Annotated in this window: 23 protein-coding genes and 1 pseudogene; 11 read left to right on the forward strand and 13 right to left on the reverse strand. The window is 73.6% G+C overall.

What is annotated here, in order from left to right; translation table 11 throughout:
- Positions 1 to 2: 2 nt before the first annotated feature.
- Positions 3 to 1,289, reverse strand: a complete 1,287-nt coding sequence (locus ASC82_RS09050; RefSeq protein WP_056644020.1) for an MFS transporter — start codon at positions 1,287 to 1,289, stop codon at positions 3 to 5.
- A 173-nt stretch (positions 1,290 to 1,462) separates the two neighbouring features.
- Between ASC82_RS09050 and ASC82_RS09055 the strand changes: the two genes are divergently transcribed.
- A complete protein-coding gene (locus tag ASC82_RS09055) occupies positions 1,463 to 2,104 on the forward strand; it encodes a TetR/AcrR family transcriptional regulator (RefSeq protein ID WP_056644022.1) in 642 nt (213 codons plus the stop codon).
- A 22-nt stretch (positions 2,105 to 2,126) separates the two neighbouring features.
- On the opposite strand, the gene ASC82_RS09060 is transcribed toward ASC82_RS09055, so the two are convergent.
- On the reverse strand, positions 2,127 to 2,735 hold the full coding sequence (locus ASC82_RS09060) for a DUF2867 domain-containing protein (RefSeq protein ID WP_056644024.1): 609 nt from the start codon (positions 2,733 to 2,735) through the stop codon (positions 2,127 to 2,129).
- A 134-nt stretch (positions 2,736 to 2,869) separates the two neighbouring features.
- Between ASC82_RS09060 and ASC82_RS09065 the strand changes: the two genes are divergently transcribed.
- Positions 2,870 to 3,430, forward strand: a complete 561-nt coding sequence (locus ASC82_RS09065) for a TetR/AcrR family transcriptional regulator (RefSeq protein ID WP_056644025.1) — start codon at positions 2,870 to 2,872, stop codon at positions 3,428 to 3,430.
- Positions 3,431 to 3,556: 126 nt separating this feature from the next.
- On the opposite strand, the gene ASC82_RS09070 is transcribed toward ASC82_RS09065, so the two are convergent.
- From ASC82_RS09070 to ASC82_RS09100, 7 genes are read right to left on the reverse strand one after another with little or no spacing between them, the layout of a single operon-like run.
- Positions 3,557 to 4,156: a hypothetical protein gene (locus ASC82_RS09070; protein ID WP_242427614.1), complete on the reverse strand. Its 600-nt coding sequence runs from the start codon at positions 4,154 to 4,156 to the stop codon at positions 3,557 to 3,559.
- The gene (locus ASC82_RS09075; protein ID WP_056644027.1) at positions 4,153 to 5,478 is read right to left on the reverse strand and encodes a hypothetical protein; all 1,326 of its coding nucleotides are present in this window, start codon (positions 5,476 to 5,478) and stop codon (positions 4,153 to 4,155) included. The genes ASC82_RS09070 and ASC82_RS09075 overlap by 4 nt, the downstream gene beginning before the upstream one ends.
- A complete protein-coding gene (locus tag ASC82_RS09080) occupies positions 5,475 to 6,284 on the reverse strand; it encodes an ABC transporter ATP-binding protein (protein ID WP_242427615.1) in 810 nt (269 codons plus the stop codon). Before ASC82_RS09080 ends, ASC82_RS09075 begins: the two co-directional genes overlap by 4 nt.
- Entirely contained in the window at positions 6,281 to 7,177 is an 897-nt protein-coding gene (locus tag ASC82_RS09085; protein WP_056644030.1) for a hypothetical protein, read from the reverse strand. The genes ASC82_RS09080 and ASC82_RS09085 overlap by 4 nt, the downstream gene beginning before the upstream one ends.
- Positions 7,174 to 7,782, reverse strand: coding sequence for an RNA polymerase sigma factor (locus ASC82_RS09090; RefSeq protein WP_056644032.1), 609 nt, complete (start codon positions 7,780 to 7,782; stop codon positions 7,174 to 7,176). The genes ASC82_RS09085 and ASC82_RS09090 overlap by 4 nt, the downstream gene beginning before the upstream one ends.
- Positions 7,783 to 7,838: 56 nt before the next feature.
- A complete protein-coding gene (locus ASC82_RS09095; RefSeq protein ID WP_056644035.1) occupies positions 7,839 to 8,384 on the reverse strand; it encodes a hypothetical protein in 546 nt (181 codons plus the stop codon).
- A 44-nt stretch (positions 8,385 to 8,428) separates the two neighbouring features.
- On the reverse strand, positions 8,429 to 9,067 hold the full coding sequence (locus tag ASC82_RS09100) for a GNAT family N-acetyltransferase (protein WP_056644037.1): 639 nt from the start codon (positions 9,065 to 9,067) through the stop codon (positions 8,429 to 8,431).
- A gap of 131 nt (positions 9,068 to 9,198) precedes the next feature.
- On the opposite strand from ASC82_RS09100, the gene lon reads away from it, so the two are divergent.
- Positions 9,199 to 11,616: an endopeptidase La gene (gene lon, locus ASC82_RS09105; protein ID WP_056644039.1), complete on the forward strand. Its 2,418-nt coding sequence runs from the start codon at positions 9,199 to 9,201 to the stop codon at positions 11,614 to 11,616.
- A 156-nt stretch (positions 11,617 to 11,772) separates the two neighbouring features.
- Positions 11,773 to 12,387 (forward strand): DUF4240 domain-containing protein, encoded by a 615-nt coding sequence (locus tag ASC82_RS09110; protein WP_056644894.1) that lies wholly within the window; start codon positions 11,773 to 11,775, stop codon positions 12,385 to 12,387.
- Between the two features lie 15 nt (positions 12,388 to 12,402).
- Here ASC82_RS09110 and ASC82_RS09115 read toward each other — a convergent pair whose 3' ends face one another.
- Positions 12,403 to 13,287 carry a lytic polysaccharide monooxygenase gene (locus tag ASC82_RS09115; RefSeq protein ID WP_056644041.1) on the reverse strand — a complete coding sequence of 295 codons (885 nt, stop codon included), beginning with the start codon at positions 13,285 to 13,287 and terminating at the stop codon, positions 12,403 to 12,405.
- A gap of 209 nt (positions 13,288 to 13,496) precedes the next feature.
- Complete coding sequence (locus ASC82_RS09120) at positions 13,497 to 14,327, reverse strand: lysozyme (RefSeq protein ID WP_056644043.1); 831 nt, start codon at positions 14,325 to 14,327, stop codon at positions 13,497 to 13,499.
- Between the two features lie 259 nt (positions 14,328 to 14,586).
- Here ASC82_RS09120 and ASC82_RS09125 point away from each other — a divergent pair, with 259 nt between their 5' ends.
- Positions 14,587 to 15,069, forward strand: coding sequence for a MarR family transcriptional regulator (locus ASC82_RS09125; protein ID WP_056644045.1), 483 nt, complete (start codon positions 14,587 to 14,589; stop codon positions 15,067 to 15,069).
- Between the two features lie 15 nt (positions 15,070 to 15,084).
- Here the strand turns inward: ASC82_RS09125 and ASC82_RS09130 are convergent, their stop codons facing one another.
- A complete protein-coding gene (locus tag ASC82_RS09130; RefSeq protein ID WP_056644048.1) occupies positions 15,085 to 15,867 on the reverse strand; it encodes a protein phosphatase 2C domain-containing protein in 783 nt (260 codons plus the stop codon).
- 359 nt (positions 15,868 to 16,226) lie between these two features.
- Here ASC82_RS09130 and ASC82_RS09135 point away from each other — a divergent pair, with 359 nt between their 5' ends.
- From ASC82_RS09135 to ASC82_RS09160, 6 genes and pseudogenes are all read left to right on the forward strand, one after another.
- Entirely contained in the window at positions 16,227 to 19,202 is a 2,976-nt protein-coding gene (locus tag ASC82_RS09135; RefSeq protein WP_079039166.1) for a nitrate- and nitrite sensing domain-containing protein, read from the forward strand.
- Positions 19,199 to 19,690 carry a roadblock/LC7 domain-containing protein gene (locus ASC82_RS09140; protein ID WP_056644052.1) on the forward strand — a complete coding sequence of 164 codons (492 nt, stop codon included), beginning with the start codon at positions 19,199 to 19,201 and terminating at the stop codon, positions 19,688 to 19,690. The genes ASC82_RS09135 and ASC82_RS09140 overlap by 4 nt, the downstream gene beginning before the upstream one ends.
- 22 nt (positions 19,691 to 19,712) lie before the next feature.
- Positions 19,713 to 20,132, forward strand: a complete 420-nt coding sequence (locus tag ASC82_RS09145; protein WP_056644895.1) for a DUF742 domain-containing protein — start codon at positions 19,713 to 19,715, stop codon at positions 20,130 to 20,132.
- A 37-nt stretch (positions 20,133 to 20,169) separates the two neighbouring features.
- Positions 20,170 to 20,796, forward strand: a complete 627-nt coding sequence (locus ASC82_RS09150) for an ATP/GTP-binding protein (RefSeq protein ID WP_241775998.1) — start codon at positions 20,170 to 20,172, stop codon at positions 20,794 to 20,796.
- A gap of 40 nt (positions 20,797 to 20,836) precedes the next feature.
- Entirely contained in the window at positions 20,837 to 22,072 is a 1,236-nt protein-coding gene (locus tag ASC82_RS09155; protein WP_056644054.1) for a styrene monooxygenase/indole monooxygenase family protein, read from the forward strand.
- A gap of 175 nt (positions 22,073 to 22,247) precedes the next feature.
- A pseudogene (locus tag ASC82_RS09160) lies at positions 22,248 to 22,776 on the forward strand (DUF6584 family protein).
- Here ASC82_RS09160 and ASC82_RS09165 read toward each other — a convergent pair.
- Positions 22,757 to 24,031, reverse strand: coding sequence for an MFS transporter (locus tag ASC82_RS09165; RefSeq protein ID WP_056644056.1), 1,275 nt, complete (start codon positions 24,029 to 24,031; stop codon positions 22,757 to 22,759). The pseudogene ASC82_RS09160 and the gene ASC82_RS09165 overlap by 20 nt on opposite strands.
- Between the last annotated feature and the right edge of the window lie 69 nt (positions 24,032 to 24,100).

The following is a 24,100-nucleotide window of genomic DNA, read 5'->3' on the forward strand; positions in this document are numbered from 1 at the left end:
GGTTACTTGACCGAGCGGATGAACTGGACGGCGATCGCGCCGAGGACGCAGGCCACGCCGCCGAAGAGGAAGAGCGCGCCGTAGTTGCCGCCGCCGCCGATCGAGAGGATCGCGGGGGCCGCGATCGGGACGAGCGACTGCGGGAGGGCGTTGCCGATGTTGAGGACGCCCATGTCCTTGGCGGACTCCTCGGGGTTCGGCAGGACGGCCGCGGCGAGGGCCACGTCCACGGAGAGGTAGAGCCCCTCGCCGAAGCCGAAGACGACCAGCGCGAGGACGAACATCCCGAAGGAGTGGGCGGTGGCGATGAGGGCGAGGCCGGCGCCGATGACGACCGAGGCGGCGAGGACGTACGGCTTGCGGCGGCCGGAGCCGTCGGAGAGGACGCCGCCGAGGAGGGAGCCGGCGATCACCGCGACGACCATGGCGACGGTGCCGGTGAAGAGCTTCCCCGAGACCTCGTCCTGGCCGTAACCGAGCCGGTCCATCAGGAAGTACACCTGGTAGCTGGTGACGCAGGAGATGCCGACGAAGACCAGGAAGCGGCCGGCGAAGTTCCAGGCGAAGTCGGGGTGCTCGCGCGGGGAGACCCAGAAGCTGCGCAGGAACTCGCGGAAGCCGTACGGCGGGAAGGCCCCGGTCCGCGCCGGGCGGTCCTTCATCACGGCGGAGAGGTAGAGCACCGAGGCGAGGCCGATGACGGCGGGGACGAGGAACGCCAGGGACAGGGAGGTGTCGAAGGCGTCGGCGAGGAAGGTGCCGAGGATCATCGCGACCGAGGTCATCATGCCGACGATGCCGGAGACCCGGGCCTGCTGCCGGGGCGGTACGAGGTCGGGGATGCAGGACACCATGGCGGCCATCGCGGCGTTGCAGCCGAGCTGGGCGACGGCCCAGCCGAGCATCAGGACCGGGACGCTGCCGCCGGTGCCGACGACCGCGAGTCCGGCGAGGCCGACGGTCATGCCGCCGACGAGCCAGGGGCGGCGGCGGCCGAAGCGGCTGGTGGTGCGGTCGGAGAGGGCGCCGAAGACGGGGTTGCCGATCATCGCGAGGACCGCGCCGAGGGAGAGGACCTTGCCGAGGGCGGCGCCGCGGTCGGCCTCCGGGACGATCTGGGCGACGCGGAGGGCGAGGGTGACCATCACCGGGGTGAGGACGGCGACCATCAGCCCGAGCTGGGCGAAGGCGAGGCCGAATATCAGGGTGCCGGGGGCCTTGGCGGGCGGCGGGACGGTGACCTCGGGGGCGGTGGTGGTGACATCCGCCGGGTCGTGGGTGATGGCCATGGGGAGACTCCGTCGCTCACGGGCCGACAGCGGTGCCGGCCTTCGACGACGCCAGGCTAAGCGCGAAAACCGAGTGACCACTAGGTTTCTAGAATGTGTCCTGGATCACAGAGTGAAGGGCCCCTTTCGGGAGGGAATTCGGCCCCGGCGGGACAGCCCCTAGGGTGGGACCCATGCCGGAGAAGAAGGAACCGACGTCCCGTAAATCCGCAGGCCGGGGCAGCTATGCGGTCGGTGACGCGCGCCGCCGGAAGATCCTGGACACCGCCGTCGACCACTTCGGGCGCTGGGGCTTCCACGCCTCCTCGCTCGCCCGGATCGCCAACGACTGCGGGATCACCCAGGGCGGACTGCTGCACCACTTCCGCAGCAAGGAGGACCTGCTCCTTTCGGTCCTCGCGCAGAGCGAACAGCACGACATAGAGCGCCTGTTCAGCGTCGAGCCCGCTTCGTACGCGGCCTACCTGGACACCGTGGTCGCGCTGATCGAGGAGAACACCCGGCGCCCCGGCATCGTCCGGATGTACAACGTCCTGGTGGGCGAGTCCGGCAACATCGGCCACCCCGCCCACACGTACTTCAAGGAGCGCTACGCGCGCGTGCTCCGGCACACGGTCGACCTCCTGGAGGAGGCCGTGCGGCGCGGCGAGCTGCGCGCCGACATCGACTGCCGGGCCGTCGGCCAGGAACACCTCGCCGTCATGGACGGCCTCCAGATCCAGTGGGCCCTCGACCCGGAGTCGATGGACATGCCCGCGCGCGTCCGATCCTTCCTGGAGCGGCAGTACGCGGAGATGGCGGCGCCGCGGGGGTGAGGGAGGTCCTCCGGCGCCTTTTTCAGGCCGCCGCCTCCCTGGCCTTCCCCGCCTCCCACTCGTCGCCGATCGAGCGCATTATCCGCGGGAGGACGCCCAGGTGGCGGAACGGCTTGATCCCCGCCATGTACACCGCGCCGAGCAGCCCGTTGGGCTTCACCAGGACGGCCATCCGGGCGCGGTGGCGGTCGGGCTCGCCGGGGCCGGGGTCCGGAACCCAGCAGATGTGCATCACCGCGTGCACGGTCCGGTTGGCGCTCTCCGCCACCCACTCGTCGTGCGTCTGGTAGACGGACGTGAACGGCACCGCCTGGAGATCGGGCCCCCGGTTCCCCGCGCGCAGGTCCTCGGGCAGCCGCTCCCGCAGGGAGCCCACCCGCCCGTCGAGGCCGGCGTCGGCCTTGTCCCAGCCGAGCAGCGCCCCCAGCTTCCAGCGGATCGCGAAGAGCGTGCGGACGACGGGCGAGGAGAGGGCGGTCCTGTCGCCGTTCGTGAACTGCCTTACGAGGCGGTCGAGTTCGTCCGGGCCGCCGGTGACGGGCAGCTCCCACACGTCCTCGACCTGGAAGTCCCGGGCGACCTCGTGGATCCGCCACGGGCGGGAGGTGTGCGCGGTGCGGGGAAGTCTCATGGTCGTACCCCTGTTCCTACGGTCCGCCGCTTGCGCGGAGGCATCTATACGGTGGCGTATAGATCAAGCGTAGACCCGTCTGTACGGCACCGTATAGTCGGGGCGAGGAATGGCGAGGTGAGGAGGGGCACACCATGGGCGCGATCCGCACACCCCGTGGCCGGTGGATCGAGGAAGGCCTCCGCGCGCTCGCGGCGGGCGGCCCGGAGGCCGTACGGATCGAACCGCTGGCCCAGGCCCTCGGCGTCAGCAAGGGCGGCTTCTACGGGTACTTCGCCAACCGCGACGCTCTGCTCGCCGAGATGCTCGACACCTGGGAGCGCGAGGTCTCCGAAGCGGTCATCGAGCGGATCGAGAGCGGCGGGGGAGAGGGCCGCGCCAAACTCGGCCGCCTCTTCGACTTCGTCCAGGGCGTCGCCGAAGGCCCCGTGACCGGCCTCGCCGTCGACCTCGCCGTACGCGACTGGGCCCGGCGCGACGAGACCGTCGCCGCACGCCTCCGCCGCACCGACAACCGGCGCATGGAGTATCTGCGGGCGCTCTTCCGGGACTTCTGCGCCGACGAGGACGACGTCGAGGTCCGCTCCCTGATCGCCTTCTCGCTGCGCGTGGCCGACCACTTCATCGCGGTCGACCACGGCGGGCGTACGCAGGCGGAGATGGCGGAGCTGACGAAGGGCTGGCTGCTCCGCTAGGCGCGGTCGTGTCTTGAGGCTCCGTCGTGCCTTGGGGTCTTCGCGGGCTTCGCGGGCTTCGCGGCTGCGTGGCTCCGTGTCTGGATGCCTGCGTGCCTGCGTGCCTGCGCGCCCTCGTGCCGAGGCTCAGGCCTCGCCGGTCGTACGCCGGGAGCCCCGCCACGCGTACAGCGCCGTCCCGGCGGCGAAGGCGACGGCGGCCACCGCCCACGCTTCGCCCTCCGGGCCGGGGCGCGTCACCCAGGCCCACCAGGCCGCGCCGCCCTCCGTGCCGGAGGGGGCCGCCAGGTAGACCACGCCGGCGTAGAAGGTCGGCGGCAGCCAGCTCAGCCGGGCGCCGACGAGGGGAGCGGCCGACGCCGCCATGCCCACCAGGCCCAGGGTGTTGCGTACGGCGGCGGGCGCGCCGAACTCCTCCGCGTGCCCAGGCACCGCGAGCGCGAGCAGGCCCACGGCCAGCGCGGTCGGCGCGAGGAGGTGCGCGAGGCGGCGGGGCCACCAGGCGCGTACCGCCGTACGGTCCAGCTCGTCGCTCGGCGTGTGCAGACTCGTCCCGATCACGCCCGCCGCGAGCAGCGGGCCGAGGACCACGACCGGCAGCCGCGCCGTGTGGTCGAAGTCGGGCAGCGACACCAGCCACCAGGCCGCCCAGGCGGCGGCCGCCGCCGTGCCGAGCAGGGCGGCCAGCGCGCCGGGCAGGCCGCGGGAGCGCAGATAGAGCCTCACGGGATCGGCACCTCGTCCGGGCGGCAGGTGTTCGCGGCGAGGAAGCGGGTGAGGTAGGCGCGCTGCTCGGCCGGGGACTTGGCCTTCAGGCGGTCGATGTACGGCTGGGCGCCGGTGGTGGCGGGGCCGTAGCCCTCCGGGGTCGGCGCCAGCCACTCGATCACGGCGAGATTGATCGTGCTCGCCCGCTCGGCGTTCGGGCCCGTGCCGTCGCCGGGCCGGCACGAGTCCGAGAACAGCCAGTTCACGGCCGAGTTGAGGTACAGGTCGGGGTGGGCGAGCCGGTCGCGGACCGCGTCCTGCCGGACGGAGGGCAGCGCGACGTCTCCGGGGAGGGCGGGTCCCGCCAGGCCGCTGACCCAGCGGACCGGGGCACCCGGCACCCCCTTCAGGCGCGCGCTCAGCGGGGCGAGGGCCGCCGAGACGTCGGGCAGCAGGCTCTCGTCCACCGCGGTCAGGCACACCTGCGGCGTGCCGCCGTCGCAGACCTGCCGGGACAGGGCCGGGTCCGGGCGCCACGGGCCCTCGTCCCGCGGCAGCCGCAGGATCAGGCCGGCGGCGCCGACCGTGACGGCCAGCGGAATCAGCGCGAGCACCCGGAGGCGGGCCGGGCGCAGCCCGTACGCGAGGAGCGCGGCGAGCGCGAGCCCCGCCGTCCACGCCATTGACACCGGGCCGAACCACCACACCGGCCGGTCCCAGAAGAACTGGTGCTCGCCCGCCGGGCCGAGCCAGCGCGCGGGGCCTGCCGTGTAGGCGGCGAGGCCGAGGACGACGTATCCGACGATCCCGAGCAGCGGGGCCGCGAGGCGCCACCGGATGACCCGCCCGGCGAGATGGCCGAGCGCGCCGAGGGCGGCGACGGCGACCGCGTCGGCGGCGAGGAGTTCGAGGAAGGGGCGCCCGGCGGAGACGTACGGCCAGGTGGCGAGGAGGCAGACGGCGTCGGCGAACAGCAGTCCTGCGGCGGGCCAGAACGCGGACGGGCCGACCGCGACGAGGAGGCGGCGCAGCGGAGAGCGGGGGACGGACTCCCACAGCTCCGTCGTCCCGCGCCGCCGGTCCCGGCCGCCCTGCCAGCAGCCCGCCGCGAGCGCGAGGGGCCCGCAGAGCAGTCCGGCGGCGACGTGCAGCAGGTTGGTCGCGTCGGCCCAACGGCCCTGCCACTCGGGCGCCTTGCCGTACATCGTCACCAGGACGGTGAGGGCGACGGCGACGCCTGTCCACGGCCCGAGGCCGCGGCGCAGCTCGGTGCGGAGCGGGGCGGGCGGGCGGGCGGGCGTCGGTCGGTCCGCGCGGGGCGGGGTGAGGGTCGCGGTCACCGGAGCGCCTCCTTCGTGCGGACCGCGCCGGCTCCGGCGCTCTCGCGGTGGGTGCGCAGGGCGGCCGTGTAGCCGCGCTCGATCGCGTTCGTCGTCGAGTCGCCGGGTGCGGCCGACTCGCCGCCGAGCGCGGCGAGTTCGGCGGTCGGGCCGCGGAAGGCGAGCCGTCCCCCCTCGATCAGGGCGACATCGGTGCAGGCCGCGGCCACGTCCTCCACCAGGTGGGTGGAGACCACGACCGTCGCCTCCGTGCCGAGCTCCCGCAGCAGCTCGCGGAAGTCGACCCGCTGCTCCGGGTCGAGACCGGCCGTCGGCTCGTCGAGCAGCAGCAACTCCGGTTCGTTCACGATGGCCTGGGCGATGCCGGCCCGGCGGACCATGCCGCCCGACAGCGTCTTGATCCGGTCGTCGATCCGGTCGGCGAGACCGACCCGCGCGACCGCCCGCTCCACGGCGGCCGCGGCCCGGTCCGCCGGCACCTCCTTCAGCCAGGCCACGTACGCGACGAACTCCCGGACCGTGAAGCCCGGGTAGTAGCCGAACTCCTGCGGCAGATAGCCGAGTCGGCGCCGGATCGCGGTGCGCTCGCGGTGGCCCGCGACGTCCCCGCCGAGCAGCTCCACCCGCCCGGAGGAGGGTGCGGCGACGGTCGCGAGGACCCGGATGAGCGAGGTCTTCCCCGCGCCGTTCGGGCCGAGCAGGCCGTGGACGCCGGGGGAGAGGGACAGGTCGAGCGCGTCGAGGGCGACGGTGCGGCGGTGGCGGACGGTCAGTCCGGTCACCGCGACCGTGGCGGGCTGGTTCACCGGGTCTCCAGGTGGTCGAAGGAACGGCGCCGCAGCACGAGGAGGGCGGCGCAGGCGAGTGCTGCGACGGCCCAACTCCCTTGTGCCGTCGGGCCGGAGAAGTAGCGGGCGATCGCGGCGGCACTGCCTTCGGTGGTCCCCGTCGGACCGGTCGCCGAAGGCCCGAGGAGCGGGCCCGTCACGGCGAGCAGCCACCCGCCGGCGACGGTCGCGGCCGCCGCCCGGCAGCCGACGAAGGAACCGAGGGCGAGGGTCGCCAGGGTCAGCGCGAGCCCCGGCAGCAGCCAGGCGGCCGCCCCCGGGAAACCGGCCACCGGCGGCAGCAGCGCCCCGCCGGCGGTCAGCAGCGGCACGCAGACCGTGAGCACGGCGGCGGCACGGGTGAGGAGCAGCCGCAGCCCGCCGGAGGGGGTCGCGGCGGTGATCTCGTACAGGGGGTCGGCGTGGCGTCCGTACGAGACGGCGACCCCGCCCAGCGGGAGGACCGGGGAGAGCGCGAGCAGCCAGCTCCGAGCCCCCTGGAACCCGGCGCCGTAGGCCAGGGCGAAGGCCCCGCCCAGGACGAGCGCCACCGCCACGACCCAGGACCCGCGCAGGGCGGGCCCGGCGGCCCACCAGAGCCGCGCCCACCGCCCGAGGGGGCTCGCGGCGACGGCGGGCACCGGGGCGGGCCGGTGCCCCACGGAGGCCAGGAGCTCCGCCCGCAGGGAGGCCAGGGCCGGGCCGGCGGCTCCGGCGCGTACGGCGGCCGAGACGCGGCCCGCGCAGAGCGAGCAGGACTCGACGTGCTTCTCGAGGGACCAGGCGTCCGTCTCGGAGGCGGCGCCCTCCGCGTACCGGAGCGCGAGCGCCTCGGTGACGTGCCAGTCGGCGGCCGGTCGGGGGGACGTCATGCGGTGCCTCCCAGGGGGTACGGGCCGGCGCCGAGGGCGGCGCGCAGCTCGCGGCGGGCGCGCAGGGCGCGGGTCTTGACGGTGCCTTCGGGGATGCCGAGCAGCCGGGCGGTCTCGCGGGTCGTCAGACCGTCGACGACGGTCGCCCGCAGGACCTCGGCGAGCTCGGGGGAGATCCGGTCGAGGGCCGCGCCCACCTCCCCGTACTCCAGGCCCGCGAGGACCCGCTCCTCGGCGGAGGGCGCGGGAGTGGCGGGCTCCGGCGGCATGGCCGCGGCCCGTTCGGTGCGGTCGGCGCGGGCCCGGGCGCGCTGGGCGTCGACGAGCCGCCGGGCGGCGATCACCCAGAGCCAGCCGCCGGCCTCGCCCCGGCCGCGGTGGCCGCCGGCCGAGCGCCAGACCGTGACGAAGGTGTCCTGGAGGACCTCCCGCACGGTCTCCTCGTCCGGGCAGCGACGGGCGAGCCGGGCGTGCAGCCAGCCCGCGTGCCGGTCGTAGAGGACGGCGAGCGCCTCGGTGTCCCCCTTGGCGACGGCGCGCAGCAGCGCCGCGTCGTCCTCGTCTCCCCCTGTGGGGCCTCCCCTTGAGGGGCGCAAGAGTCTCACGCCCTCTCTATCGCGTACGGACCCCGGTTCGGTTCACGGCGGTCCGGCGCCCCGGCTCAGGGGCTCGTCGGCGGGCCGCCTTCCGGCAGGGCGGCGAAGACGCGCTGGAGGGCCGGCGGGCGTTCGCCGTCGCCCACGACGACGAGGCGGTGGCGGTACGTGATGGAGTACTGGAACCCGTCGGCGATCGGGCTGCCGGTGGGCCGGTTCGGGACCCGCGCGTACGCCGGGTCCTCCAGTGCGGCCCGCAGCTCGGCGACCTCGGCGGGCGTCTGCTGCCCGGTCCGGGGCGGCTTCGTGCCGGAGCGGCTGGTCCAGCGGCCGTCGTGGTGGACGACGAGCTGGTTGCGGACCCCGGCGAAGCCGCCGCTCACGACCACCTCGACGAGGACCTCACCGGGCCGGGGCTCGTCACGGGGAGCGGTGGGAGCGGTCGATGCCGGGGCTTCCGGCTGCTCGGGGGGCGCGCTCGTCGTGCCCGGCGCCGGCCCGCCCGGCGCGGGCGGCGTCACCGGCCCGCACGCGCTCGCGCCGCCGGCCAGGACCGCCGCCAGCAGCAGGGCCCCGCACCACTTCCCCCGTACGCCTCGGCCTCGCACCATGGATCGAGCATGCCCCGTACCGGGTCCCCCGCGCAGCCGGACGGTCAGGTTCCCGAGCGGACGATCCCGGTGAGGCGCCCGCGGTAGCGCCAGCCGAGAGAGTCGTACAGCGCGAGGCCGTCCGTGGTCGCGGACAGGACACCGGTCTCGGCGCCGGCCTGCGCGGCGGCCGCCTCCAGGGTGCGCATGACGTTCGCGCCGAGGCCGCGCCGCCGGTGCGCCGGGTCGGTCTCGATCTGGTCGGCGACGGCGGTGGAGCCCGTCGGGGCGATCTGGCCGCGCGCGGCGAGCGTGCCGTCCGGGGCGAGGACGCGGACCCGGATGACCCCGTCCCGGACCTCGGTGGTCCGCGCGTACCCCTCGGGCGGTGCGGGGCGGGCGCCCGGGTCCAGCGGCTTGATCATCATGAAGCCCGGGTCGTCGGGGACGGTCCACCCCTCGGTGATCCACGGCGCCACCTCTTCCGGGGCCGCCATCACCTTGAGCCAGGTGTACGGCTCGGTGAGCCGCTCGCAGAGCGCGCCGACGGAGGCCGCGTCGGGGGCGGGCAGGACGTGCCGTACGACGTGCTCGGGCAGGCCGACGTCGATCCGGTAGCCCCAGGGCTCGACGACGGCGGGCGGGGTCTCCCGGGAGGCGGTCCAGCCGGCGACCCATGCAGAGGTAATAGCTCCCATATCCATGGAGGTATTACATCGGCAGCTCGGGGCTCGGCGCGAGAGTGATCGCTCAGAGCGAACTGCCCGCGGGGAACAATCCCGGGCTCATGTGCATTGAGTCCGTACAGCTCAACTTGACTGCCGAAGGGGAGATCATGGCTTCTGCGTCCACGGCGTCCGCGCCGCTCACTCTGCCTGTGCTGCCGCTCGACGACGAGGTCGTGCTGCCCGGAATGGTGGTGCCGCTGGACCTGTCCGACAACGACGTACGGGCCGCCGTCGAGGCCGCCCAGGCCGCCGCCCGCCCGGACGGCGGCAAACCGCGGGTGCTGCTCGTGCCCCGCGTCGACGGGACCTACGCCGCGACCGGCGTCCTCGGCACCGTCGAACAGGTCGGACGGCTCTCCGACGGCGACCCCGGCGCGCTCATCCGCGGCCGCGACCGCGTCCGCATCGGCGCCGGCACGACCGGACCCGGCGGCGCCCTCTGGGTCGAGGGCAGCGCCGTCGAGGAGACCCTGCCCGACCCGCTGCCCGGCTCCGTGACCGAGCTGGTCAGGGAGTACAAGGCACTGGCCACCAGCTGGCTCAAGAAGCGCGGCGCCTGGCAGGTCGTCGACCGCGTCCAGCAGATCGACGGCGTCGGCGCCCTCGCCGACAACTCCGGATACTCGCCCTTCCTCACCGTCGAGCAGAAGGTCGAGCTCCTGGAGACCGCCGACCCCGTCGCCCGCCTCCGCCTCGCCACCGCCCAGCTCCGCGAGCACCTCGCCGAGCAGGACGTCGCCGAGACCATCGCCAAGGACGTCCAGGAGGGCGTCGACAAGCAGCAGCGCGAATTCCTCCTCCGCCGCCAGCTCGAAGCCGTCCGCAAGGAGCTCCGCGAGCTGGGCGACGGACCCGACTCGCCGGCCGACGAGTCCGACGACTACCGCGCCCGCGTCGAGGCCGCCGACCTGCCCGAGAAGGTCCGCGAGGCGGCCCTCAAGGAGGTCGACAAGCTGGAGCGGTCCAGCGACCAGTCCCCGGAGGGCTCCTGGATCCGGACCTGGCTCGACACCGTCCTCGAACTGCCCTGGAACGAAAGGACCGAGGACCAGTACGACATCCCCGGCGCCCAGGCGATCCTCGACGCCGAACACGCGGGCCTTGAGGACGTGAAGGAGCGCATCACCGAGTACCTCGCCGTGCGCAAGCGGCGCGCCGAACGCGGCCTCGGCGTCGTCGGCGGCCGCCGCGGCGGAGCCGTCCTCGCCCTCGTCGGCCCGCCCGGCGTCGGCAAGACCTCGCTCGGCGAGTCCGTCGCCCACGCGATGGGCCGGAAGTTCGTCCGCGTCGCCCTCGGCGGCGTCCGCGACGAGGCCGAGATCCGCGGCCACCGGCGGACCTACGTCGGCGCCCTGCCCGGCCGGATCGTCCGGGCGATCAAGGAAGCCGGCTCCATGAACCCGGTGGTCCTGCTCGACGAGATCGACAAGGTCGGCTCCGACTTCCGCGGCGACCCGGCAGCGGCCCTCCTCGAAGTCCTCGACCCCGCACAGAACCACACCTTCCGCGACCACTACCTGGAGGTCGAACTCGACCTCTCCGACGTCGTCTTCCTGGCCACGGCCAACGTGCTCGAAGCCATCCCGGAGGCGCTCCTCGACCGCATGGAGCTGGTCAGGCTCGACGGCTACACCGAGGACGAAAAGGTCGTCATCGCCCGCGACCACCTGCTCCCGCGCCAGTTGGAGCGGGCCGGCCTGGAGCCGGGCGAGGTCGTCCTGGAGGACGCCACCCTGCGGAAGCTCGCCGGGGAGTACACCCGGGAGGCCGGCGTCCGCACCCTGGAGCGCGCCGTCGCACGGCTGCTCCGGAAGGTCACGGCCCAGCACGAACTCGGCGACCGCGAGCTGCCGTTCACGGTCCGGCCCGAGGACCTGCGGGACCTGATCGGCCGCCCCCACCACGTGCCGGAATCGGCGCAGGACCCGGCGGAGCGCCGCACGGCGGTGCCGGGCGTCGCCACCGGACTCGCGGTGACCGGCGCGGGCGGCGACGTCCTCTTCGTGGAGGCGTCCCTCGCCGACCCGGAGACCGGCGCCGCCGGCCTGACCCTCACCGGCCAGCTGGGCGACGTGATGAAGGAGTCCGCGCAGATCGCGCTCTCCTTCCTCCGCTCGCACGGCGCGGAGCTGGAGCTGCCCGTCACCGGCCTCAAGGACCGGGGCGTGCACATCCACTTCCCGGCCGGCGCCGTCCCCAAGGACGGGCCGAGCGCGGGCGTCACGATGACGACCGCCCTCGCGTCCCTGCTGAGCGGCCGGCAGGTCCGTACGGACGTGGCCATGACCGGCGAGGTCTCCCTCACCGGCCGGGTCCTCCCGATCGGCGGCGTGAAGCAGAAACTGCTCGCGGCGCACCGGGCGGGCATCACGACGGTCGTGATCCCCAAGCGGAACGAGGCCGACCTGGACGACGTCCCCGCCGAGATCCTGGAGAAGCTGGAGGTCCACCCGGTGACGGACGTCCGGCAGGTCCTGGAGATCGCGCTCGCCCCGGCGGCCGTGCCGGTGGCCGTCGCCGCGTAACCGGCGCGAACTCCCCGGCGGAGAGCGGGGTGCCCTCATCGGGGCACCCCGCTCCGGCGTTCCGGTGCCGGATCCGTCTACGCGCGTCTGGGAACCCGGTCCGTGCACCCGGGTCCGTGTACGCGGATGTCAGTCGGGGCTGGCATGCTCGTACGCATGAACGACGACGCCTTCTGGGCTCTCATCGACGAGTTGAGCCGCCGCACCGGTGACCGGGACGAGCGGCTGGAGTGGCTGCGGGCGGAGCTGACACGGCGTCCGGAGAGCGAGAGCGTCGCGTTCCAGGTACGGCTGGAGAAGGCGTGCGAGCGGGCCGACACCCGCGCGGTCTGGGCCGCGGCGAACCGCGTCGAGGGCGGCGGCTGCACGGACGACGGCTTCCACTACTTCACGCTCTGGCTGGTGGGGCAGGGGCGGAAGGTGTACGAGTCGGTCGTCGCCGACCCGGACGCGCTGGCGGACGTCCCCGGGATCCGGGCCCTCGTGGGGCGCCACCGGGACGAGTGGCACGACCACGAGTGGCCCGAGTGGGAGGAGCTCGACTACGTCGCCCAGGACGCGTACGACGAGCTGACCGGCCAGGAGGACGACGAGGGGGACGAGTTCCTCGACGCGGTCGAAGAGGCCGAAGAGGCCGAGGAATTCGAGGACCTCGAGGAATTCGGCGAGGGAGAAGGGGAAGAGGACGGCGGGCCCCGGGGGTCCCGGCCGGAGGGGTTGGCCCTGCCCCGGCTCGCCGCCCTCTTCCCCCTCGGATCGTCCGGCTCCTAGGGCCCCGGAGGGTTCCTAGGAGGCGGACGGGTTCCGGCGGCGGCCCAGGAGCAGGGTGCCCCCGGCGAAGGCGGCGAGGGCGCCCGCGCCCGCGAGGGCCAGGGGGAGCGGCGAGGTGGGGGCCGCGGCGGTCTCGGCGGAGAGCGCCGGCGCCTGCTCGTCGCCGCCGTGGCCGGCGTGGCTGACGGTGGAGAGGTCGGCGCCCGCCGCGATCTTCGCCTCGGTCGGTGCGTGGGCCTTCACCTGGGTCTGCGCCGCCGCCGCACCGCCGAAGGTGACGTCCGAGCAGCTGTAGAAGGCCTCGGGGCTGTCGTTGCGCTGCCACACCTTGTAGACGATGTGGCGGCCGGTGCGGGCCGGCAGGGTGCCCGTGAAGTTGTAGTAGCCGTCCGTCGCGGTGCGGGTGGTGTTGTAGACGGCGACGGGGGTCGCGTCCAGGTCCGACCACTTCAGGGGCTGCGTCGGGTCGAAGCCCGCCTTGGTGATGTAGACCGTCATCGTGCCCGAGTGGGCGGCCGTGGCCCGGACCTTGAAGTCGAAGGAGCCCGCCGCGACGGCCGTCGCCGGCCAGTCGGTGCGCGCCCAGTCCAGCGCCCGGTACTTGGCGCGGTTCGCCGAGCAGAGCTTGCCGTCCGGGATGAGGGCCTGGTGCTGACCGTCGGCGTTGGCGATGTTGACCTCGTTCCAGTCGTAGAGCGGCTGGGTGCCGGAGTCGGCGACGAGGTCCTTGCACACCTGCGACTTGGGGGTCTCGGGGCCTTCCGCGTAACAGGCCGCGACCCGGCTCACGGGGTTGAAGACGGCGCCGTGGGCACCGGCCGTGGCGGGGGTGAGGCCGACGAGCGCGGCGGCGGACAGGGCGGAGGCGGCGACGGCGGAGGTGCGGCGGTAGGAGGGCATGCGGGGGCTCTCTCTCGTGCGTGGGGGAGTACGGGACGAGCAACGCGCGCTGGGTACGCGGAAGTTGAATTCCGGGCGACCGCCGTAGAGCCTCGCATTGGTCCATACCAATGGGCAAGGGGGTGGGCGGAAAAACCGCAGCGGCCCCCCGGGGTGCCGTGCACCCGGAGAGCCGCCGCGGAAGGAGGGGAGGGATCACCCTTGGGGGATCAGCCGTTGGCGAGCGCCTGCACGCGCGAGTAGTCGCCGTTGAAGTGGTTGTGGTCGCCGACCGTCGGGCCGGAGGACGTGTACTGCCACATCGTGTAGTACTGCCAGCCGGCCGGGAGTTCGCCCACGGTCGTGGCGTACCGCGCGATCCACAGCGGGTTGGTGGAGGCGAAGCCCCCGTAGTTGCCGGTGCACTGCTTCCACCAGCTCGTCGCCGTGTAGATGACGGCGTCCCGCCCGGTCCGGTACTTGTACCGGTTCACGAAGTCCTGGATCCAGGCGACCATCCCGGACGCGGTCTTGCCGTAGCAGGTCGCGCCGTACGGATTCCACTCGATGTCGAGGACGCCCGGCAGCGTCTTGCCGTCCGCCGACCAGCCGCCGCCGTTGTTGACGAAGTAGTCGGCCTGGGCGGCGCCGGTCGTCGTGTCCGGGGTGGCGAAGTGATACGTGCCCCGGATCATGCCGACGTTGTACGAGCCGTTGTACTGCTGCGTGAAGTACGTGTTCTTGTAGTACGTGCCCTCCGTGGCCTTGACGTAGGCCCACTTGACCCCGCTGTTCCACAGCGTGGACCAGGCGACGTTCCCCTGGTGCGAGGAGACGTCCACGCCCTCCGTCTGGACGGCCTGGATCGAGATCCCGCCGGGGGCGCCGCCGCTGCCGTCGTGCTTGAGGACGCCCATCCCCATCGAGGCGGAACCACGGGCGGGCACCTGCCGGGCCCCCGGGTCCTGGGCGGCGCCGGCGGACCCGGCGAGGGGGAGAAGGAGGGCCAGCGCCGCGAGGGCGGCACCGGCGAGGGTCGTTCCGGATCTGTGCACACGCATGCGTGCCTCCGAAAGGCGGTGGGGGACCGATGTCGACAGGTCCTGGTGTGGACATGTCATTGAGTCGAGAGAGACGCTACGCACGTAGACCCGCCCGGCGGAAGGGGGCCCGGATACCGCCGTTGGTCTAATCCTGCGAAATACTGGAGGAGCTGCGGCGTTCGCCGTGACGGGAAGAAACTTTCAGCGGCCGGAAACCCGCCGGGAAGCCGCGAGGAGCCACCGGGAAGCCGCCGGAGAACGCCTGGGAGGTGCTGACGTGCACGGAAGCGGTACGGGAAGTGAAGGCCGGGCCGTCACGCCCGCCGGGGTCGACCCGGAATTCCTCGCTCTCGAACGGGAGCTGGCGGTCTTCCTGCGCCGCGCCCGCGCCCAGTCCGGCGAGATGGCCCGCGAGGTCCACCCCGAACTGGAGCCCGCCGCCTACGGGCTCTTCGTACGCCTCGACGACGCCGGCCCGCAGCGGGCCACCGAGCTCGCCGGGTACTTCGGCGTCGGCAAGGCGACCATGAGCCGCCAGCTGCGCGCGCTCGAAATGCTCGGGCTCGTCGTCCGCGACCCCGACCCCGCCGACGGGCGCGCCTCCCTCGTCCGCCTCACCGAGGAGGGCCGCAACCGCTTCCGGCACGTCCGGGACGCCCGGCGCGAGCGGTACGTCCGCAAGCTCGTCGACTGGGACCGCGCCGAGGTCGCCGAACTGGCGAGGCTGCTCCACCACTTCAACGTCCGCTCCGAGGGCTGAATCCGGCCCCGGACCTCACAGCTCCGCGTACACGGCCGTCGCGTCGTCGTGGAGCTTCCAGCGCCGGATCCCGCCCGCCTCCGCGTCCGCCTGCTCCAGCGCCCGCACCCGCCGGAGCAGTCCCGACGGGCCCTCCTCGCGCAGGACGCCGAAGCAGTCCGTCCAGTCGCCCGCGCCGAACAGCTCCACCCAGCGGCTCGCCCCGTCCGTGAGCGCTGCCAGGGCCCGTACCTCCGCGCGCGGGGTCGTCCCCGTCACCGCCCGCTCCGCGACCGCCGGGTCGGCCGCCGCCGTGAAGAAGCCGCCCTCCTGGTTCCGCAGCCGGTCCGTGGCCTCCCGGGAGCGCAGGATCTCGTCCGGGACCCGGTCGAGCCGGTCGTCGAGCACCGCCCGGACCGAGCCGTCCGGCGCTTCGAGGAGGAGGGCGGAGTCGGAGAGGACGAGATGTTCGACCGTGGTCTCGTCCCAGCGGGCCAGCACCACGGTCGCCTGCGGCGTACGCACGTGAGAAAGGTCACAGGTGTCCCGGTGGGCATCCGCGGTGCGCCGGATTGCCCGGGCCAGGATCTCGAACAAGGGCATGTCCGGCCGAGAAGCGGACAGTTCGGTCAAAGCCCCGCCAAGGCGAGCGGTGAACCACGGCACGGTGTGCACACAACCGTCATCACCGGCCGGCGGTGTGACGCCGTCGAGGAGGACGATCGTCCCTCCGGTGCCCGAGGCGGGCAGAGCTGCGGCTGCCCAGTCCTCGTTGGGGCGTTCGGGGCTGCCGGGGAGGGTGGTGACGTCGCTGCGCATGATGCCCAGTGTGCCCGGCCCGCCACACTCCTTCACGGCACCTCCAAACGGCCGGAAAAGGCCTGTACCAACCCGCCGATGGTGGCGCGCGAGGCGGAATCGGGACCTCCGCCGAGCTGCGGGCGGGCATCCTGCCAAAGCCCGCGCGGAAGATCCAACCGGGGGTCCACGGAGGCCCGTGAGCCCCGCCCCGGGGAGTTGTTCGCCAACTCATGAGTGTTGTTCACTCGTTCGGGTGGCGGAGCGGCCGATGCGCGCCCCCTTCCCAGAAGCGCTGGAATGGTCGGAAGCCGTACCAGGGGTGGGGGCGCTCCACGTGACCGGTCGTCACCTCTGCTTTGTGGGCGGACGAGTCAAGAATGCGAGCACCGGTGGAGAAGAAGCGGCCTCGGAGCAAGAACGGCGCGCGGAGCCAGACCCCCGGTGTACCGCCGACCCCGGTCGGCAGCGCCGCGGCGTCCACCGGCGGCCACCCCTCGGAGACCGCCGCGACGCTCCCCGCGCAGCCCCCGGCCGGCCGCGCCAAGCGCGTCCGCAACCGCCTGGTCGCCGGTGTCGCCCTCGTGGGCGTGACCGTCCTCGTCGCCGGCACCCCCGCGATCCTCACCGCCTCCGCCGACCTCACCGACTCCCAGCGCCTGGTCACCCTCGCCGAGCTCGACCGGCAGGCCGTCACCCTCGCGCACTCCCTCGCCGACGAGCGCGACGAGGTCGTCGCCTACATCGCCGCGGGCCGCGACGCGCAGACCGGCGACGCCAAGAAGAAGCGGCAGATCACCGACGCCCGGTCCGCCCGCGTCGACCGCCAGATCGACGAGATCCGCCCCGCGGCCGCCACCGAGCTCCGCCGGGATCTCGCCGGCGTCCCCTCCATCCGCCGCACCGCCCTCACGGGCAAGGGCACGGCCCTGGAGGCCCACAAGGCGTACTCGGACGTCATCACCAAGCTCCAGGCCCTCTCCGACGAGCTCGCCGAGAAGACCCCGCCGCGCGCCGCCGACTCCGCGCTCACCGAGGCCACCCGCGCCCCCGCGGCCCTCGGCCGCGCCGTCGAACAGGCCTCCGCCGCCCGCGGCCTGCTCGTCGCCGCGCTCTCCGTGCCGCAGCCCGAGCCCACCGGGGACGTCCACTACGACCCGCAGACCGGCACCTACGTCGCCGACGTGCCCGAGGGCACCGCCGAGGCCGACCGGGCCCGCGACGCCCTCACCGCCGGCGCCCAGCAGGCCCGCGTCCGCGAACTCGCCGCCCTCGGCGACTTCGACCAGGCCGCCGGCACCGCCGCCCGAGACGCGCTCGCGGCCACCGTCACCGGCCCCGACGTCAAGACCGCCGAGCTCGCGCTCGCCTCCCTCACCGACCAGCCCCGGCTGACCGAGGCCGAGCGCGGCACGGACCCGACCGACCTGGAGGCCGCGCTCTCCGCCCGTATCGAGCAGATGCGCGGCGTCGAGTCCCGCCTCGCCGCCGAGCGGGTCGAGCACCTCGCCGCGCTCCGGGACGACGACGTCACCGCCCTCGAACTGCGCATCGCGTTCCTCGGCGGCTGCCTCCTCGTCGCGATCGGCATCTCCACGTACGTCGCGCGCACCCTCACCCGGCCGCTCGCCGTGCTGCGCATCGGCGCCGCCCGGCTCGCCGCGGCACCCGAGCCGCACGGTGAGGAGCCGGTCCGCTTCACCGGCCGCAACGACGAGTTCGCGCAGGTCGTCCGCTCCCTCAACACCCTGCACGGCAAGCTCTCCGGCCTCGCCGCCCACAGCGACCGGCTCACCGGCGAGCACGCCGAGCTCGCCGCCGCCAAGGAGACGCTCGGCGCGGAGATCGCCGCCCAGCGAGCCGAGCTCCAGGGCCGGGTCGCCCTCCTCACCGCCGACCTGGAACGCCTCAAGGGCACCATCCACCACACCTTCGTCAACCTCTCGCTGCGCAGCCTCGGGCTCGTCGAGCGACAACTCGGCGTCATCGAGAAGCTGGAGGAGCGCGAGCAGGACCCGGACCGCCTCGCGACGCTCTTCAAGCTCGACCACCTGGCGACCGTCATGCGCCGCCACAGCGAGAACCTCCTCGTCCTCGCCGGCCACGAGCACGTCCACGGCCACGCCGGGCCCGTCCCGCTGGTCGACGTGCTGCGCGCCGCCGTCAGCGAGATCGAGCGGTACGAGCGCGTCACCATCCAGTCCCTGCCCCCGCACGCCCAGATCGCGGGCTTCGCCGCCGACGACCTGAGCCACCTGGTCGCCGAGCTCCTGGAGAACGCCACGTCGTTCTCGCCGCCCGACGCCGAGGTCCAGCTCTCCGGCTGGCTCCTGGAGACCGGCGAGGTCATGCTCTCCGTCCAGGACGCGGGCATCGGCATGACCGACTCCCGGCTCACCGAGCTCAACGCGCGCCTCGCCGACGCCGACCCGGACGCCTTCGAGGGCGACGGCCTCGGCATGCGGGTGACCGCCCTGCTGGCCGCCCGCCACGGCGTCCGCGTCCAGCTGCGCGAGCAGAAGCCCGGCGGCATCGCGGCCGTCGTGGTCCTGCCGCTGCCCCTGCTGCCCACGGCCCCTCCGGCGGCCGTGCCGCAGCCGGTACGGGTGCCGGGCACGGCGCCCACGCTCCACCTGCCCGGCTCGGCGGCGGAGGCCAACTCCAACACCCTGCCGTCCCGGACCCGCGACCCGCTGGTGGAGGCCGCCGAGCGCGCGTTCCTCGAGGCGGAGGCGGAGGCGCAGACGGAGGCGGCGAGCACGACAGGCGTCCGGACGCAGGCGGAGACGTACGAAGCCGCGCCCGCGGAGACCTACGAAGCCGCGCCCGCGGAGACGTACGAGCCCGCGCAGCAGGAGACGTACGAACCGGAACCCGAGCCCGAGCCCGCCGCGTTCGTGGAGTCGATCTCCGAGACCACGCTCCAGGTCCGGCTGCCCGACCCGCAGCCCGAGCCGGACGCCCACGAGCGCGCCGCCGACGGGGACGCCCTTGCCGGCGCCCACATCGAGCCCCCGGCCCCGTCCGTCCCGGCGGCCCCCGCGGCCCCGGCCCCCGAACCGGTCGCCGACCAGCCGGTTCCCGGCCCGCGCACCGCGCAGTGGGAGCGGGTCACCGACAAGGGACTCCCCAAGCGCACCCCGCAGGTGATCCGCAAGGCCGAAGCCCCCACCACCCCCCGTCAGGGAGGCGTGGACGCCGAGGCCCTGCGCCGTCGGCTCGGCGGATTCCACCAAGGTGCCAAGGCCGGCCGCCGGGACGTCGAGGCGGAGATGGACACGGGGCGGATAGACGCCGTAAGGCCTGCACGTACAGAGGAGATGACGGGGGACACAGTCGAGGAGGCACGCAGTTGACTGCGACGGGAACGTTCGGACTGAGCACGGAGGCCCGCAACCTGCAATGGCTGCTGGGCAATCTCGTGGAGGAGGTACCGGGAGTCCGCTCGGTCACCGTCGTCTCCTCCGACGGGCTGATGCTGCTCTCGTCCGACCCGGCCACCCAGCTGGCCACGACGGCCGCCGCCGACGCCGGCCGTCCCGACGGGCCGCGCGGCTCCAGCGCCGACCTGGCCACCATCGTCTCGGGCATCGGCAGCCTCACCATCGGTGCGGCCCGGCTGATGGACGGCGGCGGGGTCAAGCAGACCATGGTGGCGATGGAGGAGGGCAGCGTCTTCGTGATGTCGATCAGCGACGGTTCGCTGCTCGGCGTCCACGCCACGCCCGACTGCGACATGAGCGTCGTGGCGTACCACATGGCGCTCTTCGTGGGCCGCGCCGGACACGTACTCACCCCCGAAGTCCGCAGTGAGCTGCGCAAATCGATGGAGAGCACCCAGTGATGGAGAGCACCCAGTGACGTCCGTGTCCGCGTCCGCCGCCTTTCACGCCCACAAACTGCCGGTCCGCGGCGACGGGCGGCGCCCCTCGCGCGTCCGCCCGTACTCGCTGACCGGCGGCCGGACCCGCTTCGGCCACGTCCTGCTCGTCGAGACCTTCGTGGCCGCCCTCGAAGCGGCCCCCGTGCGCAAGGTCCTGACGGACGGCGGGCCCGCAGCCCGCGGTCTGATGCCGGAGATGCGGGCCATCGTCGAGATCTGCCGCCGGATGCGTACGGTCGCGGAGATCTCGGCACTCCTGAAGATGCCGTTGGGTGTCGTCCGGGTGCTGCTCAGCGACCTGGCCGACCAGGGAAAGATCCGTGTGTACGGGACCGGTCACGGCACCGGCCAGCCCGACCGCGCGCTCCTCGAAAGGGTGCTGAGTGGACTCCGTCGTCTCTGACGCCACCGCCGTCTCCGACTCGCCGGCCGTCGCCGGCATCCCCGTCCAGCCGCGGGCCGAGGATCCCCTGCTCGATACCGAGGACGGCGCCCAGGACTGGCAGCTCGACCACACCCGGGCCCCGATAGCGACGAAGATCGTGGTCGCGGGCGGCTTCGGCGTCGGCAAGACCACCTTCGTCCGCGCGGTCTCGGAGATCACTCCGCTCCAGACCGAGGCGCTGATGACCCGGGCGAGCGAGGACACCGACGACCTCACGTCCACGCCGGACAAGCTCACCACCACGGTGGCGATGGACTTCGGCCGGATCACCCTCGACAACGACCTCGTGCTGTACGTCTTCGGTACGCCGGGACAGCAGCGCTTCTGGTTCATGTGGGACGACCTGGTGCGCGGCGCGATCGGGGCGATCGTGCTCGCCGACACGCGCCGGCTGACCGACTGCTTCCCGGCCCTGGACTACTTCGAGAGCTGCGGCCTCCCGTACATCGTGGCCGTCAACCACTTCGAGGGCACCGAACGCTTCGAGCCGGAGGACGTCAGGGAGGCCCTGACGGTCTCCCCGGACGTGCCGGTGGTGATCATGGACGCGCGCAAGCGCTACAGCGTCGTCGAGACCCTGCTCTCCATGGTCGCGCACGCGCTCGAAGCCACCCCCGAATAGTTCGCACGAGCAGTTCTCACAGTCGCCAGGAGCACCACCCATGCGGAAGATACTCATAGTCGGCGCCGGCCAGTCCGGTCTGCAGCTCGCCCTCGGACTTCAGACGCAGGGGTACGAGGTCACCCTCATGTCGAACCGGACGGCGGACGAGATCCGCGCCGGGCGCGTCATGTCCACGCAGTGCATGTTCGACACGGCCCTCCAGCACGAGCGGGACCTCGGCCTCAACTTCTGGGAGTCGCAGGCCCCCCGGACGGAGGGCCTCGGCGTCTCCGTCGCCGCCCCCGACGCCGGCCGCGCGATCGACTGGGTCGGCAAGCTCGACGGCTACGCGCAGTCGGTCGACCAGCGCGTGAAGATGGCCGGCTGGATGGAGACCTTCGCCCAGCGCGGCGGCCAGCTCGTCATACACGGCGCCGCCGTGGGCGACCTGGACTACTTCTCCCGCAACTACGACCTGGTGCTCGTCGCGGCGGGCAAGGGCGAGCTGGTCTCCATGTTCGGCCGGGACGCGTCCCGTTCGCCGTACGCGGAGCCGCAGCGGGCGCTCGCCGTCGCGTACGTCCACGGCCTCGGCCCGCGCCCCGAGCACCCGGACTTCGACGCGGTCCGCTGCAACCTGGTCCCGGGCGTCGGTGAGCTCTTCGTCATGCCGACCCTGACGACCGGCGGCCGCGCCGACATCCTCTTCTGGGAAGGCGTCCCCGGCGGCCCCGTCGACGTCTTCCAGGGCATCAAGGACCCCTCCGAGCACCTGGCGCTGACGCTGGAGCTGATGGAGAAGTACACGCCCTGGGAGTACGCGCGGGCCACCAAGGTCGAGCTGACGGACGCGGGCGGCACCCTCGCCGGCCGGTACGCGCCGACCGTCCGCAACCCGATCGGCCGGCTGCCCGGCGGCGGGCTCGTCCTCGGCGTCGCCGACGTCGTCGTCGCCAACGACCCGATCACGGGCCAGGGCTCCAACTCGGCGTCCAAGTGCGCCGCCGCGTACCTCGACGCGATCGTCGAGCACGGCGACAAGCCCTTCGACGAGGCGTGGATGCAGGCCACCTTCGACCGCTACTGGGACACCGCGCAGCACGTCACCAAGTGGACGAACGCGATGCTGGGCGTCCCGCCGGAGCACGTCCTCCAGCTGATCGGCGCCGCGGGCGAGCTCCAGCCGGTCGCCGACCGCTTCGCGAACGGCTTCAACGACCCGTCCGACTTCGAGAACTTCTTCTTCGACCCGGAGAAGACGGCCGCGTACCTGGCGGAGGTCGCGGGCGGCTGACCAAAGGCCGCCGGTCTTCGGCCTCCAGTCTCCGAGCTCCAGTCTCTGAGCTCTGAGCTCTGAGCTCTGAGCTCTGAGCTCTGAGCTCCGGCTTCCGGGTCTGCCGTCTCCGGCGGCAGGTCTCCGGTCGAAAAAGGATTCGGGATTCCGGTTCAGGGTGTTCGATGATGCGGGCATGTCCCTCTCGAACACCCTGGACCGCGTGGACGCGGACCTGGCCGCGGGCCGCGGGCCGCGTGCCGATGGCGCGCCAGCGTCTGCGCGGCCTCGTCTCGTCCTTCCCGTACGACCTGACCCTCCGCCGACGTCTGGCCGAGGTCTACCGGCTGTACGGCGACGCGGCCGAGGCGGGGCGCTGGATGTACCTCGAAGAGGACCGGGACGTGGTCGAGACCGCCGCCTTCGAGGAGCGGTACGGGTCTCCCGGGTGGCGGATGAAGGCCCTCGCCTGGAGCGGCCCCGAGGCGCTGGCCGGCACGGCCTTCGCCGAGGGGCAGCTGGTCGCGGTGAGGACGGCCTGTTCGGAGGCGGTGGGGCGGGCGGTCGCCTGGGGCGACCCGATTCCCCTGGAGGACGACGAGTACCACGAGGTGCCGGACGGGGGCAGCCGGGGGTCGGCGGTCGTCGCGGCGATCGGGGCCTTCCTCGGCGTCACCGTGACGGTCGGGGTCTGGATCCGCGGGGTCATCGCCCTGTTCGAGTGACGGTCCGGCGAACGGCGGGCGCAGGCAGGGCTACGGCTGTGGGTGCGGGGGCGGATGTGGGCGCGGGGACGCGGCTCGCCTCCGCCCGGCGGACCGCGAGCGGGGTCAGGAGTCCCGCGACCGCGAAGAGGGCGCCGATGACGAACCAGCCGGGGCGCCCCCAGGTGATGCAGAGGGCGATCAGGAGCCCGGGGCCGACGGCCTCGGAGAGGCCCGCGCCGAGGCCGAAGACGCCCAGGTACTGGCCGGTCGCGTGGCGCGGGGCGAGCGCGAAGGACACCTCGAAGCCGCCCGCCGAGTGCCAGAGTTCACCGACCGTGTGGACCACCACGCCGGTCAGGAGCAGGGCGACCGCCGCCCACGCCGGGACGCCCGCGGAGAGCGAGACCAGACCGCAGGAGGCGAGGAAGGCCGCCCCGGCGCGACGGTAGGCGCGGCCGCCGGCCCGGGGCGAGTCGATGCCGCGGCTCGCCCGGACCTGGAGTCCGACGACGATGACGGTGTTGGCGAGCATCGCGCCCGACACCAGCCAGTGCGGCGCGGTCGTGGACCCGACGAGCCAGAGCGGCACGGCCACCGTGAGCACCTTGAACTGGATGGCCATGATGCCGTCGAGCGCGGTGAGTACGAGGTACGGCCGGTCCCGCAGGGCGATCCGGCGGGGCCCCGCGGCGGCGGGCTCGGGGGCGACGGGCGGCAGGAGGACCAGGACGGCCGCGGCGGCCGCGAACGCGAGCGCGTTCCCCGCGACCAGGATCCGGTACGCGTCGAGGGTGCCGACCTGGACGGCCCAGCCCGCGAGCAGCGCCCCGAGGGAGATGCCGACGTTGGTGACGGCCCGCAGATAGGAGCGGAACTCCTGCGGCCGGTCGCCGCCGTAGTGCCGGATCAGCGGCGCGCGGGCGGCGAGTCCGGCCGCCTTCGCCCCGGTGGCCGTCGAGACGGCGAGCACGAACGGCCAGAAGCCGTCCGCGAGGACGAAGCCCGCCGTGGCCACGGCCTGCACGACCAGCGTCGTCGCGTAGACGGTGCGGGCTCCGTGCCGGTCCGCGAGATGGCCGACGGCGATGCCCACGGCCAGTGAGAGGAGCCCGGCGATGCCGAGCCCGAGCCCGACGGTGGCGGCCGGGAGGTGCACGGCCTGGGTGAAGTACAGGACCCCGGCGGTCAGGAAGAGGCCGCTGCCGACGGTGTAGACGAAGTTCGAGGCGGCGAGGGTGCGCTGGGGGCCGGTGTCCGGCAGCAGCTTGGGCATGGCGGGGCTCCCGGTCCGGGGCGGGTGATTGTAAGGACCCGAAGAGCTTCTCGCTTATTACGTAGTGAG

Origin of the sequence: Streptomyces sp. Root431 (assembly GCF_001426585.1) — a bacterium.
GTDB lineage: Bacteria > Actinomycetota > Actinomycetes > Streptomycetales > Streptomycetaceae > Streptomyces > Streptomyces stackebrandtii.